The organism is Micromonospora sp. WMMD1274, assembly GCF_049179035.1.
GTDB lineage: Bacteria > Actinomycetota > Actinomycetes > Mycobacteriales > Micromonosporaceae > Micromonospora > Micromonospora tulbaghiae.
On sequence record NZ_JBMHMG010000001.1, the window covers coordinates 602,724 to 616,934 of the forward strand.

Genomic DNA, 14,211 nt, shown 5'->3' on the forward strand with positions numbered 1-14,211 from the left:
GACCAGCGCCCCTTTACCTACGTAGTGGGCTACTTCCCGATCCCCCGCCACTCAAATGCCTACAACGCAGCTCATGCCGCCGAGGCCGCCCGGCAGGGCAAGTTCGAGCCGATGTACGAGAGGCTGTGCGACCCCGCACGGTCTGGCCCACCAGCAGCAGCCGCAGACCACAGTCTTCGAGAGCAACGCCGAGGAACTGGGCTGGACATGACCCGCCACAAGGCCTGACGTCGCTGAGCGCTGGAGAGTGAAGCTCCACGACTTGGCATCCGTCTCACCTGCGCTCGTCACGGAACATCGACTAAGCTCGCTACGCTTTACGCTCGGCTGCTATTGACCAGAAACGACGTCGCCGCTGCCTGGGGCATCAGTCGCAGTCTCTACGCCCTCGTGGAGCAGGGCAAGCGAGCCGCCGGCGCATCCGAAACGGACGCACTCGCCGCGGCTCTGCACGCCCCGGCAAACCAGATCCACCGGGCGATGCCGCCGGCGTGACTGCTTGTCCTGCAGGCGCCGCACCGCAGGACCATTCCCGGGGGCGGCCGGGCTGTGATTCCCTTCAGTGTGGCTTTCACCAAGCGCAAGGTTTCTGCATCGGTGCCGGCATCTCCGGAGGCGCTTTACCCAACCCTCCCTCACGGACCAGATGCTCCACGTGAGCTGTGGTCCAGGCAGGCCGACATCCTGAGGGCTTACCACCCGCTACACGTGTCTCAGGGCGACGTCGCGCTCGAGCTCCCGACCGGAGCTGGCAAGACGCTCGTCGGCAGCCTGATCGCCGATTGGCGCCGGCGCGCGTACGGGGAACGGGTGGCCTTCCTGGCCCCCACCCAGCAACTGGCGCGCCAGGCCGCCACCCAGGCCCGGATCTACGGCATCCCGGTCGCGGACCTGGTCGGGCCTAACCGGAAGTGGAGTCCGGCCGACCAGGCGAGCTTCACCCAGGGCCAGGCCGTCGGGTTCGCCACGTACAGCGCGGTGTTCAACGCGAACCCGCACGTCAACGCGCAAATGCTGGTCCTCGACGATGCGCATGCCGCTGAGGGATTCGTCGCCGGAAACTGGAGCGTGGAAATCGCCCGCGGCTCCTTGGCGTTCGATCTGGTGCTAGCCATGCTCGAGCGGGCCGGCGCCATCTCGCCGATCCTGGCACGCCGGATCCGGCACGAGGATCAGGAGGCTGCCGGTCCCGCCCCGGTCTACGTTGCCGGGGTCGCTGAGCTCGCGGCGGCCGCCGACGACCTAGAGCGCGCGCTGGACCAGGCCGTCGCGCAGGGCGCGCTGCCTGACAAGGCGAAGTTCCCGATCGCGATGCTGCGTGGCCAGTACGCCGCGTGCCTGGTCTACGTCAGCCGTCGACAGATCCTGATCCGCCCGCTGGTAGCCCCGACCAGCTACCACGAGGCGTTTACCGCCGCCAAACAGCGGGTCTACATGTCCGCGACCCTCGGCGACGGAGGCGAACTCGAACGCGCTTTCGGACGACGGAAGATTACCCGTATCCCGGTGCCGACAGGTTGGGAACGGCAAGGCACCGGCCGGCGGTTCTTCTGCTTCCCCGATCTGGTCACCGGCCTCGACGCTGAGGTGAGCCGCGATGCATTCACCGGCCAGGTGCTGACCGCGTTCGGCAAGGGCGTGCTGATCGCGCCGAACAACCGCGCGATGGAGAAGGCGCTGGCCGCAATTGTTCCCGCAGGTGCGCCGATCCTGCGGGCGGAGCAGTTCGCCGAGGCTCCCGACGGCTTCGCCAAGGCTCCGGTGGGACTGCTGGCCCTGGCCAACCGCTATGACGGCATCGACCTGCCCGACGAGACCTGCCGTTTGGTCATCCTGGCAGGTCTGCCTGCGGGTGCCCACCTGCAGGAGCGTTTCCTGCACGAAAGCCTCAGCGCGACGGTGGTCCTCAGCGAGCGGATCCGAACTAGGCTCACCCAGGGCGCGGGGAGGGCGACCCGCAACAGCGCCGACTACGCCGCCGTTCTCGCACTCGGCAAGGACCTCTGGGAGTTCGTGGCCCGCAAGGAGGTGCAGGCCACGATGCACCCCGAACTGCGAGCAGAGATCGTCTTCGGGCTGGACTACTCGACCGGGATCTCCCCGACTGAGGCGGCGGAGAACCTGGCGCACTTCCTGGCGCAGGACGCCGAGTGGCACGAAGCGGAGGAAGGCATTCGCGCCGATCGCGATGCCGCGCCACGAGCCGCCGGGCCGGGTACCGCCGAACTCACGGCCGCTGTAGAGCACGAGGTCGCCGCGATCGACGCCGCCTGGCAGGGTGACTGGCCGCGCGCTGTCGAGCAGGCGAAGAAGGTTGTCGAGGCTGTCGCCGGTGGGCAACAAATCCGTCGATACCAGGCCCTGTGGCATTACTTGCTCGCCAGCTGGGCGGTCATCGCCGGGCGGCGCGACAACCGCGAGCACTGGCTTTCCCTGGCGCAAACCCATTTCGACGCTGCGCGTGCCGCTGCCCATGGAACGAAGTGGTTGTCCGAGCTCACCACCGACGCCGCCAGCTTGGTCAATCCGGCCCCGCCAGACCTGAGCCCGGTCGACCTCGAGGTGGTACTGCAGATCGCCATCAACCCGATGCGAGCGGGCCGGACTAACCAGTTCACCAAACAGGTCCAGACAATCCGGAACGGGCTAGCCCAGACCAAGGCCCCACCGTACGAAGCAGCCCTAGTTGCACTCGGCGAGCTCGCCGGTGCCAGAGTCTTGAAGCGCACCGGTGGCGACGCCGAACCCGATGCCGTCTGGCTTTTTGGTGACGAACTCTGGGTCGCGTGGGAGGCGAAGTCCGACGCCAATCCGGACGGCCAGCTCAAGGCCACTCGCGTCCGTGAGGCGGGCGGCCACCTCAACTTCGCCGCAGCTCAGCAGGGCGTTGCGGCCCCGCTCGGATCGGTCACCCTGATCGTCACACCGCAGAACGCGCTGCATCCGGCGGCCGTACAGGTGTCCGACGCCGAGACCTATCTCGTCACGCCGGGACGGGTTCTCGACCTTGCGGGGCGGCTGATCGAGGCGTGGGAAGCGATTCGGACACAGACCGCGGGGTTTCAGCCCGTCGACGCGGAGCAGGTTGTCGCGGAACTGCTGCGGGCCCGACGCGCCCTCCCCTCGCAGTGGTTGTCCGACTGTACCGAGCGAGCCGTCTCCGACGGTTGATCCGGACGACGGGGTAAGGCACGGTGGGGGGTCGGGACGGCGGGCAGCACCTCGCCAGACAGGGCGGTCGATGGATCCTACGTTCGAGTTATTCGGTGCGCTGGCGCCGGGTGCCAGCGGGCGTACCGGACGCGGCCGTCGCCGACTTTCGGCACCGGCAGCGCGTCGTCGAGTGGCACGTACTGGCCGCAGCTCACGGGGATGGTCAACGTCGGAGTTGGGGCTGCCTTGTAGCTGCGGATGTCGATGCCATCCGGCGGACGGGTGACGTGGTCGCACCGTCTGTCTGTTGTGGTTGGTCGTAGGGCGGGCAGGCTGCCGCGCTTGTGTTGATCGATGAAATTGTGGGCTGGCGAGCGGGTCTGGATGATCTGCTGGCGCGGTTCGCGCACCGGTTTGGCGTGCGGAACCTCGCCGGCCGGCGCTGGCCTACCTGGTCGGGTTGCTGTCGCCGTTGGCGAGCAAGAACGGCTGGACCCTCGCCGAGGCCGCCGGCGACACCACGCCGAATCGGATGCAGCGGCTACTCAACCGGTCCTCGTGGGATCCGGACGCGGTTCGCGACGACTTGTTCGCTTACGTGTCCGAGCACCTCGGCCATGACGACGGGGTGTTGATCGTCGACGAGACAGGGTTCCTGAAGAAGGGGATCAAGTCGGCCGGGGTGCAGCGTCAGTACTCCGGCACGGCCGGACGGACGGAGAACTGCCAGCTCGGGGTGTTCCTCGCCTACGCCAGCCCTGTGGGACGCACGCTGATCGACCGGGAGTTGAATCTGCCCAGCCGCTGGTGCGACGATCTCGCCCGCCGCGAGGAAGCTGGCATTGAGGCGGGCGTCGGCTTCGCCACGAAGCCTGCGCTGGGGCTGCGGATGGCCGAGCGCGCTGTCGCGGCGGGACTGCCGGCGCGCTGGATGACCGCGGAATGAGGCCTACGGGCAGGACTCGAAGTTCCGGACGTGGTTGCAGCAGCAGCACATCGGCTACGTCCTGGCCGTGCCCCGCAACCAGCGGATCCCGACCACGGCCGGCAACTCCCGTCCGGACGTCCTCGCCGCCGCCGCGCCGGCTCTGGCTTGGAAGCGCCACAGCTGCGGCGACGGCGCCAAAGGGCCACGGCTCTACGACTGGGCCGTGGCCTCTCTGCCCGGCACCGCCGACGGATACGGGCATTGGCTGTTGATCCGCCGCAGCATCACCGACCCCACCGACCTGGCCTACTACCTGTGCTTCGGCCCCGCAGGCACGCAGGACGAGGACCTCATCCGCATCGCGGGGACCCGGTGGGCGGTCGAGGAGTGCTTCCAGACCGCCAAGACCGAGGTCGGTCTGGACCACTACCAGGTCCGCCGGTATAACGCCTGGTACCGGCACATAACGCTGCAATTAGGGGAGCCATCCTGAAATGCCTAGCGAACCCTCCTTTGAGGCGAGTTGGTCAGGAGTTCGGGGATCGAGGCGACGGCGGAGGGCACAATCCCTGGTAGGGGCGATGAGGACGTCGGTGACGCCGTCGCCGGTCGCGCCGACGACGAGGTGCCGAAGCACCACTCGCAGCGCTCGCGCAGCGCATGCAGCTTCTACCTGCTCAACAACCCGGACCGGGTCGGCTGCAGACCCTGCACGACAGGCTGAGGTGCTTGTCGGTCAGTGAACGTGGTCGCCGAGGACGGCACCGCCCACGTGGTGAAGCTGTCCAAGCGGCTGCCCACCCGCACGGCGCGCGTCGCCACGGCCGGGGCGGTGCGCCGCACCGACGTGGCGGTCAACGGCCACGGCAACCAGCTTGTGAAGCGCTGATCGCCAGCACGCCAGCGTTACGCGTTACGCGTTACGCAGAGCCTGCTTGGCGAACCTCACGCGAGCCTCGATCTGCGTCCACAAGGTCTCCACGGTGGCCGTCGGGATCGGCTCGTCGTACCCGACGGTCTGGTCGGCATTGACCCAAGTGACGATCATCCAGCCGGCGTCGTAGACCTTCTGCGAGATGAATCGCTCGATGGCGGTCGCGTACTGGGTCGCATAGGTCATGTTTTGGAACGCGGGGTCGATCGCCGGCACGCGCAACTGCCTCGGTGGAACTGGCTTGATCGGTACGCCGCTCTCGCAGTCGCGGTTGAACGTGATGCACCAGGCGGACCAGACCCCGAGCGTGCCGAAGGCCTTGGTCATCTCCTGGACGGTCTTGGCGTCGACGGAGCTGCCGATGGCCTCCTCGATGCGGTTGTTCGCGTTGTTGCCCGGGCTCGACGCCTGCGACTTCAGCTCGACGACGCCTACCAGGTGGCCCTTGTGCATCGCCACGACGTCCCAGTTCTTCGACCGGCGGAAGTAGCCGGGGACGACGCTGTCGATGGTCACCTCGTTCTCGGGGAGCCCTGCGTCGATGAACATCTGGCGGACGAACGCCGCGATGCTCTGCATGTGCCTGGCGTCGCGGGCCTGGGCCCCGGTGTTCAACTTTCCGTCGGCGGCCAGCTTGGCGACGGCGGCGTTCTTCGCCTTCCACCAGTTCTCCAGCAGCGGCTGTACATCACGGGCCATGGGTCAGAGTCCTTCGGTGAGCTCGAAGCTGGAGAGGTCGATGTCGTAGGCCCTGGCTGCGGCCTCCGTGGCCGCAAGGACGTCCCGCCTGCGGAATGCGTCACGGAGCGCGTTGGCGATGTCACCAGGGATCGCCTCGGGTGCCGGCACGCGGATTTGCTTGAGGTACTGCGCCTGGAACCGGAGGGTTCCCCCGCGCATCCGCACGCAGTAGGCCTCGATGAACGCCTGCGCGACCCTGGAGAGTAGCAACCCTCCGAGTACCTCCATGTCCCAAGTGTCGGAGACGACGTAGTAGAGGTTATGGTGCGGGTAGTAGCCGCCGGTTTCCAGGACGGGATGGATATTGGTCTTCATGTCCTGGATCAGTAGCTTCGGCCTGTCCGTAACCGTGGCGTTCACCTTGTCGATGGTCCGGTACCAGGAGCCCGGTGCCTTCTTGGCGACGAAGCGGTCCTTCAGGCCCGGGTGCTTCCCTAGGTACGCCGCCATCCGGGGGTAGTCGGCGAGGTCGACCAGGCGGCCGTCGGCGTCCCACGGGTTCACCAGGTAGTTGCCCTGCCACGCGAACGAGCCAGTTTTCAGGTCCTGTCGCATCGCGAGCGGGAGCATCCGATCCGGCTCGACGGCGTCGTGATCCTTGGTGACGTACGCCTTGTCCGCGCCGGTCGCGATCCCGATAGCCACCCTGGTGCCGGTGGCCGGGTCATGGAGCGGGCCGAACTGGTCGTTGAGCAGCTCGATCAGGGCGAGTCTGGCCGGGGATCCGGTCGGCCAGAGCGATCCGCCGTTGAACCAGTGCGGCAGTCGGTGCGCCTTGACACCGACGTCGAGAAAGTCGTGGAACGAACTGTCCGAGGCGGCCTTCGCGAGTGCGAACGCCTGCGCCGCTCCGAAATCCGCGGTCGTGTCCGCAACGACCGCAGGGCCCTGCGGCCTGTTCGCGAGGACGGTGATCGCCGGGTAGGCGGATACCTGGGCCTCGAACGCATCGACGTCGTGCATCGTCCAGATGTGCTCGACCGAGTAGCGCGCCGCGACAAGCTCACGCAGCGCAGCACCGTACTGGTTGCGCATCCACCTGTCGGCGCAGATGAAGCCGAGTCGGCCCTCCGGCTTGAGCATGGCGAGACAGCGTTCGATGAACCCAACGTAGATGTCCCCACGGCCGCGCATCGTGGACCAGGTCCGGCGGTATGCGGCGGCGGTCACGTCGTCGAGGTCGTCGTAGCGGATGTAGGGCGGGTTGCCGATGGCGACATCGGCCTCGCGGTCTCCCACATCGTCGAGCAGGAAGTCAGTGTTCCGGACCCAGGTCGCGGCCAGCGACGTCGCGGTCGGCTGTGCTGCGCCCGCGGCAACGAGGAGATCCCGGCACAGAGCCCGCGACGTACGAACGTGCTCGGGCTGCAGGTCGTAGGCACGGATCGCATCAGCCAGGGTCGCGAGGTCTCGCCCGTGGGAGCTCGCGGAGGCGATCAGACGCTCGACGGCGGGCCCGAGAAATGCCCCTGAGCCACAGGACGGTTCAATGAGGTAGAGGCCGCCGAGGTCGCGATCAGCCGTGTAGCCCGTAAGGTCGAGCAGCACGTCGACGACCCATCGCCTGGTGAACACCTCGCCGTAACTCACTGGGAAGACCGCGTCGCGCTCCAGAAACACCTGCTCGACTACGCTCACTGTCTTCCTCTGCTCGCCCGATTCGTCACTTCAGCTCGTATACGAGCAATGATCTCAGGTTACCCAGAGGGGTTGACATCGATGGGGAGGCCATCCGTGTCGGAGTTCGTCATGTCCCGCAGCGTGATCCGCAACGGCTGCCGATCACACCCGGATGCGGTGCGGAAGCCGGACGGCTTGCTGTCACGCATCCGCCTCGAGCGACGCGGCCTCCTCGTCAAGGCGGTACAGCAGGCTGCAGGCGAACATGAGTCCCTGGACCGCATGGTGGCGGTAGGGCCCGGCGGTGACGACGACATGCCCGCCGGGCCGCAACAGAGCCCCGCAGCCGGCAAGGATTGCGGTGAACCCGTCGGTGAGTTGGCCTTGGCTGCGGTAGGCGAGGTTGTCCACGCCGCCGTACTTGTGGTTGATCTTGCAGACCTTGCCGCGTCTCGGGCCAGGGGTACGGCCGTGGCCGTGGGTGGATGATCCGTAGGGCGGTGAGGTGATCAGAAGGGAGACCTGATCGTGCAGGCTGGCCGGCAGCGCAGTCGAGTCCCCGTGGTAGATCTCGCCCCGGCCCGGCGCCCCGGTCTGGACGGTGTGGCGGATGTTGTCGGCGCCTTGGCGACCCATTCGGCTTCGTACTCGACGCCGACGCCGTGACGACCGAGGCGCATGGCTTCGATGACGGTGGTGCCGATGCCGGCCATGGGTCAAGGACAACGTCACCGGGATTGGTGTAGGTGCGGATGGCGTATCGGGGGGATGGTCGGCAGCATTTTGCGGGGTGGGTCAACGACTCGGGGGTGTATCGGCCGCGTCGCAGGTCGAGGCCGCCGGCCCATGGCGGCCAGGTAGGCGTTGCTCTTGGCGTTTGACGTGCGCAGGTGCGAATCACCCGGACAGAGACAGACGCCCTCCCGCACGCGACCCGTGGGGGGTGCTCCGAGTGCTCATGGCGTCTCACCGGACGATGCTGCCGATCCCACTTCCAGCATCTTCGCCCAGCCGCGCGCGGCGGCGTCCTGAAGGAGTGGATTGCGAGGCTTCGGCTCGCCGAGATGGGCGGCGTGCGCGGAAGCCACCCCGTTTGCGTCGATGCCGTTAGGGCCCCAGTCGGTCAGGGCGCGGAGCAGACCCGCCGGGTCACCTACCAGGGCGGCTGATACTGCGAATTCCAGTTCGCTCAAGGACAGGATGACGGTTGGGTAGCCGGAGTCCGGCAGCAAGGAGCGGAACATCGGGCTGTTGAGCATGTAGTGCGGCTCCGCTGTGACGACTATGCCGCGGATCTCGGCGCCCGGGTCGATCCCTCGGAAGGCTGGATGCCCGGCCTTGATGAGGTCCGCCGTGGCTTTGATCTGTCGCTTCATCGCTTCTCCGACGTCTTTCTCGACGTCAGCGAGGTACCCATCCATGTCGAGCCTGCCGGGGTGGGCCACGCGGGCCGACTTGACCTCCACGATGATCGTGAGGCCGGGGTATCCGATGACGTAGTCGGAGGCGCGCTGGCCCTTCTTGTACTCGACGTCGTGCAGGAGGACGGGCGGGTTGATCAGGTCGAGCTGCTCGCCGACATAGGCCTCCGTGACCTTGCCTAGGTCCCGGGTGAACTTGTTCTTCCACTTGTCCCAGCCGACGTAGTACAGCGAACCCGGGCTGACCCGCTGCGCAACCAGGTGCACGCACGGGGCCAAGTTGGTGCCGTCGGGCATGCGGACGAACGGCGTCCCCAGCAAAGGGTTCGGGTCGAATCGCCGCAGATGCGGATCAGGGTTGCGTTTCGCTGCCGCCTGGGCACGCACATCGCCGAAGTCGGCCACGAACACCCGGTCAAATACCTCTACAACCTCGGCGGGGACCATGTCGTACGCGTCAAACACCGGTGCGAAGTGCGGCATCGACAGCCAGTCCGGCTCGAATCGTCCACCATTACACAGAGCGCCGACCAGGATGAAGAACGCCGAGCGCATGAACCTCTCCAGCGGAGCGCCCAGGACCTCCTGCCACGCGGCGACGGAGAGTACCTCGCAGTTCAGCGAGGAGTAGTCCCGGTCGAACAGGAGCAGGATGCGCGACAGATCCTCGAAGCGGGAATGAGCGAAGGGGAACTGCTCGAACACCGTGCGGACCATCAACGACTCCACGGCATCAGGCTGGCCAGCCGCGTTGAGGAAGGGGTCGTGCATCTCGTGGTACGTGTTTCGGAGCCGCAGAAGGTCCTTGCGGGTCGCCCTCTGCTGCCGGAACTCGTTGCCATAAGCGATGTTCTCCCGAGCTGCCGCCGCGATGATCCACGCCTGGATCACCTCGTCCGTACGCGGACGGTAGACGCTGCTGCCGCGGAGTTGCTGGATCGATGCCTCCGCCAGCACAGGCAGCATGACCGACGGCGCGACGCGCCGAGAGGCGGCGACGAAGTCCGCGTAGCGCGTGCTCGGAACGGAAGGCACTGCGTCCATGATGCGGAAAGCGGCGAGACATCTCAAACAGTGCGGGCGGCCTGGTAGTGGTTAGGGCCTCCATGGGCGTCCAGCGGTTGCGTTTGGCGAGGCGACGCAGAGCCCGCCCGACGAGCAGCGGGCCACCGACGACGCCAGCGCGGCCGAGGTGCGTGACGAGATCACAGCCTCGGCAGTGGATCGACGCCGATGAGAGTCCGGGCGCGGGTGGCGTTGTCGTAGGTCCACTGCTCGTGGCAGATCAGGTTCCCACCGCCGGGCACATGCAGCCCGCAGGGCTCGCCGACTTGGTAAAGCGCCCGGCGGCGCAGTCGCTGCCACTCCGACCGTGGCAGCACGTCTCGCAGGTTGCGGCCCCACAGCGGCCGTGGAACAAGCTTCACCCGCAGCCGGGCCGGCTCACCGCCGCGGTGTGACTCACCCCCACGATGCCTGATCATCGCCCAACCCGACCAGGGCCAGCCGTCGGAGGAGACGGTGGGCGACCGGCTAGACAACGACACCCGTGGTCGACCGGGTACGCCGCCGTGACGCCGCTGGCGGGGATCTACGAGCATGTTGCTGGGCCGGCAAGGAGTGCCGCGTTTCCCGAGGTTAGGGTCGCGAGCCGGTTGGTGCTGCTCCCAATCTGCTCCCAATTTAAGGGACAACAACGCGAAAGCCCGTTACCGGTGGTTCCGGCGACGGGCTCGCTACCTGCAACTATTTACGGTGGGCGATACTGGGATCGAACCAGTGACCTCTTCAGTGTGAAGAGAGTGCTCTTTCCAGCAAGTTGGCCCACCCGGGCGCACAGCAAGCCGCGCCATCATGCGCTTGCCACCGACCTCGACGGCCGCCACCAACCAGCCTGACGACCGCAGAGACGTAACGCCCCACTGCTCAACGAGCGGCCGGCGCCTGACGGCACCGGCCGCTTCTTCATGTCCGCCGGAGGAACCGGCACCGACCAACCCGAAGGACATCTCCCATGACAACCCACCCATGTGCCACGGCACGAGTCGCCAGCGCTACGAGTTGCAGCCGCTCGATCCCGCCCAACCACGCCACCGATGCTGGCATCGCCCTCCAATCCGCCCCCTCTCACAGAGAACTGACGAGAGAACTGACGGAGGCCAAGGAGCGACCGGTGCACGCCCACCGCAGCGCATGCCGGCCGGGGCGACCGCCGGACGGAGGCGCATGACGCTGCCGCCCGACCACCAGGCCGAACATCACCAAGAGCCGGATTCGACCGCGCCGGCCGACGAGCGACTTGACCAACCCAGCGAAGACGACCGTTCATGGACGGTCGAGACCATCGACAGCAGCGCACCGCCCGGCGTCACCAGCGTGGTGGTACCCGGCCAGCCACCCGAACTGCACCCCGGCGCCGCTGCGGCCCTGCTGAAGCTACTCAGACACATGAACGACCGCCGCACCGACAAATCGAACCAGGAGAACCGATGACTACCCCTCAACCGAAACCCTTCGCCTTCTACGGCCGCGTATCGACCGAGGACAACCAAGACCCCGAGTCCTCACGCAGCTGGCAACTCAGCCGGGCAACAACCCTCATCCAGCCCCACAACGGCCAGATCACCGCCGAGTACTTCGACATCGGCCAGAGCCGTTCGCTGCCGTGGCAGCGCCGCCCGCACGCCAGCCGACTTCTCGCCGCGCTCCGCGACCCCGGACGCGGATTCTGCGCCGTCGTCGTCGGCGAACCCCACCGAGCCTTCTACGGCAACCAGTTCGGTCTCACCGTGCCGCTGTTCGCCCACTACGGCGTCGAACTGTGGGTACCGGAGATCGGCGGCCCGATCGACCCTGACAACGAAGCCCACGAACTGGTGATGTCCGTCTTCGGCGGCATGAGCAAGGGCGAACGCAACCGGATCAAGCTGCGCGTCCGGACGGCCATGGCCGCCCAGACCCTGCTCGAAGGCCGCTACCTCGGGGGGCGTCCCCCATATGGCTACACCCTGCAGGACCTCGGCCCTCATCCCAACCCGGCGAAGGCAGCCGACGGCAAACACCTACGCGGCCTCACCCCGGACCCACGGACCGCCCCTATCGTCCGCCAGATCTTCCACGAGTTCCTCAATGGCAGCGGCCTCTACGCCATCGCCGAAGCACTCACCAGCAACCACGTCCCCTGCCCCTCCGCACACGACCGGGCCCGAAATCCGCACCGCAGCGGCATCGCCTGGTCCAAGAGCGCCGTGCGGGTCATCCTCACCAACCCCAGGTACACCGGACGGCAGGTCTGGAACAAGCAGCGCACCGACGAGGTCCTCCTCGACGTCGACGACGTCGCGCTCGGTCACACCGGAGTCATGCGCTGGAACCCGCGGGACAAGTGGGTCGTCTCCAAGGAGATCACCCACCCACCGATCATCGATGAGGCCACCTTCGAACAGGCGCAGGCACTGCTCGCACGACACCGATTGGGATTGGACATCCCGCAACGGCACCGCCGCGCTCGCAACCCGTACGTCTTCCGCGGCCTGATCTACTGCGCCGCCTGCAACCGCCGGATGCAGGGCCAGTACAACCACGGCGCCGCCTACTACCGCTGCCGCTTCCCCCAGGAATACGCCCTCGCCAACGACGTCACCCATCCCCGCAACGTCTACCTCCGCGAGGAGACCCTCACCGACCCACTCGACACCTGGCTCGCCACCGCGTTCCACCCCGACCACATCGAGAACACGATCACCGCGATGGCAGACGCCCAGATGGGCGACCACCCATCCCCCGCCATCACCGCCGCCCGCGCGACCATCACCGAGTGCGACACGAAACTGCAGCGCTACCGGGCAGCCCTCGACGCCGGAGCCGACCCGTCGATTGTCAGTAAATGGATAGCCCAAACCCAGGCCGAACGGACCCGAGCCGAATCCGAGCTGCACGCCGGAAGCTCCGCCGCACCACGCCGGATGACCCCGGCAGAGATCACCACACTGGTCGAGGCCCTTGGGAACATCGTCACCGCACTCCGCGACGCGGACCCCGCCGACAAAGCCGAGGTCTACCGCCAGCTCGGCCTACGGCTGACATACCACCCTGAAGCGCAAACGGTGCACGCTGAAACCAATCTCAGCGCGCACCGTGGGCCTATGGGTCGTGTCCGAGGGGGGACTTGAACCCCCACGCCCTATACGGGCACTAGCACCTCAAGCTAGCGCGTCTGCCATTCCGCCACCCGGACCTGCACGTACCAGCCTACCCGGTCGACCAATGTGAGCTACTCACCGCATCAGCCGGCCTGGCGGGCCGCACGGGGCATTACTGTACACGGCCCGGAACGATCATGCACATCAGCTCCAACACGGCGCGTTTGCGCAGGTCAGCGGCCACATAGATCGGGTGGGTAGCGCGCAACAGGCCATTCCGGGCAGCATTGCTCCCGTGTCCCACCCCTCCCCGTTGATCGCCACTCAACACCAGGCCCTCGCGCTGCGCTCCGCGGGTGACCTGACAAGCGCCCGCCGCCTGCTCGCCGACGCGATCATCGCGGCCCGCCCGGCGTACGGCGAGGACCACCAGGACGTCCTGGCCACCGGTCACCTGCTGGCCCGGCTGCACCGCGAGGCCGACGACCCGGCTGCCGCCCGGCGCGTACTCGAGGAGGCCTACGCGGCCGGCGAGCGCCGTCGCGGCGAGGCCGACCCGCTGATGCTCGCGCTCAGCTTCGACCTCGCCGGGGTGTCCGAGGAACTCGGCAACCGGCACGAGGCCCGCCGCAACTACAGCCGTGTGGCGACCGCCGGGTCCGCCGTGCTCGGTCCGGACCACCCCGCGGTACGCGCAGCCCGCCAGTACCTCGGCGGCTCCGCCGCCGCTCCCGCAGGCTATGGCCCCTCCCCCGGCGGCTCCGCCGCCGCTGCCGGAACGCACCCCGCTCCGCCCCCGCCCGGCTACCCGACTCCGGGACGCCCCGGGCACCCTTATCCGGCAGTGCCCGGACATGCCGATCCGGCACCGCCGGGGGGCCCTGGCCCGGTCCGGCCCGGCCAACCCGGTCCCGCCTCTTCCGGCTACCCCGGGCACGGAGGGTCCGAGCCCACCGTCTCGCTGCGGCCTGTCCCACCGCCGCACCCGCACGCTCCGGCACCGCCCCGGCCCGTCGCCCCGGGTGCGCCCGTCGCGCATTCGCCGGCGCCCGGTTCACAGTGGGCTCCCCGCCCAGGCCCGGCACCGCAGACGCCCCGCGCCGGGCAGCCACCTCAGGCCGCGCCGATCGTCCCTCCGCCCTCGGTGCCGCCTGCCCCGCCCCAGCACCCTGCCGGCACCGGGCCGAGCGGACCCGCAAATCCGTGGGCGCCGCCCTCGTCGGCTGCCTCAGAGGCGACGACCCGGTTCGCGCCCATCACGGAAGAGGCCAC

General features: G+C 67.8%; 8 protein-coding genes, 1 tRNA gene and 3 pseudogenes. 6 read left to right on the forward strand and 6 right to left on the reverse strand.

Features of this window, described 5'->3' with window-relative positions; genetic code table 11:
* Nucleotides 1-708: 708 nt before the first annotated feature.
* From ACN27D_RS02360 to ACN27D_RS02370, 3 genes and pseudogenes are all read left to right on the forward strand, one after another.
* Entirely contained in the window at nt 709-3,171 is a 2,463-nt protein-coding gene (locus ACN27D_RS02360; RefSeq protein WP_421498441.1) for a DEAD/DEAH box helicase, read from the forward strand.
* Between the two features lie 329 nt (nt 3,172-3,500).
* Nucleotides 3,501-4,559, forward strand: a pseudogene (locus ACN27D_RS02365) (IS701 family transposase); the annotation flags it as partial.
* 261 nt (nt 4,560-4,820) lie between these two features.
* Complete coding sequence (locus ACN27D_RS02370; protein WP_186466469.1) at nt 4,821-4,970, forward strand: hypothetical protein; 150 nt, start codon at nt 4,821-4,823, stop codon at nt 4,968-4,970.
* 24 nt (nt 4,971-4,994) lie between these two features.
* Here the strand turns inward: ACN27D_RS02370 and ACN27D_RS02375 are convergent, their stop codons facing one another.
* The 5 genes and pseudogenes from ACN27D_RS02375 to ACN27D_RS02395 form a co-directional block, all read right to left on the reverse strand.
* On the reverse strand, nt 4,995-5,714 hold the full coding sequence (locus ACN27D_RS02375) for a PaeR7I family type II restriction endonuclease (protein ID WP_145755568.1): 720 nt from the start codon (nt 5,712-5,714) through the stop codon (nt 4,995-4,997).
* Between the two features lie 3 nt (nt 5,715-5,717).
* Nucleotides 5,718-7,394, reverse strand: coding sequence for an Eco57I restriction-modification methylase domain-containing protein (locus ACN27D_RS02380; RefSeq protein ID WP_145755569.1), 1,677 nt, complete (start codon nt 7,392-7,394; stop codon nt 5,718-5,720).
* A gap of 231 nt (nt 7,395-7,625) precedes the next feature.
* A pseudogene (locus ACN27D_RS02385) lies at nt 7,626-8,208 on the reverse strand (TRM11 family SAM-dependent methyltransferase); the annotation flags it as partial.
* A gap of 124 nt (nt 8,209-8,332) precedes the next feature.
* Nucleotides 8,333-9,832 (reverse strand): hypothetical protein, encoded by a 1,500-nt coding sequence (locus ACN27D_RS02390; protein ID WP_421498442.1) that lies wholly within the window; start codon nt 9,830-9,832, stop codon nt 8,333-8,335.
* 170 nt (nt 9,833-10,002) lie between these two features.
* A complete protein-coding gene (locus tag ACN27D_RS02395; RefSeq protein ID WP_186466470.1) occupies nt 10,003-10,179 on the reverse strand; it encodes a hypothetical protein in 177 nt (58 codons plus the stop codon).
* A gap of 844 nt (nt 10,180-11,023) precedes the next feature.
* Here ACN27D_RS02395 and ACN27D_RS02400 point away from each other — a divergent pair.
* Both ACN27D_RS02400 and ACN27D_RS02405 read left to right on the forward strand, forming a co-directional pair.
* The gene (locus ACN27D_RS02400; RefSeq protein WP_421498443.1) at nt 11,024-11,290 is read left to right on the forward strand and encodes a hypothetical protein; all 267 of its coding nucleotides are present in this window, start codon (nt 11,024-11,026) and stop codon (nt 11,288-11,290) included.
* A complete protein-coding gene (locus ACN27D_RS02405; protein ID WP_421498444.1) occupies nt 11,287-12,969 on the forward strand; it encodes a recombinase family protein in 1,683 nt (560 codons plus the stop codon). The genes ACN27D_RS02400 and ACN27D_RS02405 overlap by 4 nt, the downstream gene beginning before the upstream one ends.
* Here ACN27D_RS02405 and ACN27D_RS02410 read toward each other — a convergent pair.
* Nucleotides 12,951-13,034, reverse strand: a tRNA-Leu gene (locus tag ACN27D_RS02410). The two genes, ACN27D_RS02405 and ACN27D_RS02410, sit on opposite strands and share 19 nt — an antisense overlap.
* Before the next feature lie 200 nt (nt 13,035-13,234).
* Between ACN27D_RS02410 and ACN27D_RS02415 the strand changes: the two are divergent.
* Nucleotides 13,235-13,408, forward strand: a pseudogene (locus tag ACN27D_RS02415) (hypothetical protein); the annotation flags it as partial.
* Between the last annotated feature and the right edge of the window lie 803 nt (nt 13,409-14,211).

Excerpts from the sequence above, each read along its gene's own strand:
- ACN27D_RS02375 (WP_145755568.1), bottom strand. The coding sequence starts at position 5,714 with ATGGCCCGTGATGTACAGCCGCTGCTGGAGAACTGGTGGAAGGCGAAG.
- ACN27D_RS02400 (WP_421498443.1), top strand. The coding sequence starts at position 11,024 with ATGACGCTGCCGCCCGACCACCAGGCCGAACATCACCAAGAGCCGGAT.
- ACN27D_RS02405 (WP_421498444.1), top strand. The coding sequence starts at position 11,287 with ATGACTACCCCTCAACCGAAACCCTTCGCCTTCTACGGCCGCGTATCG.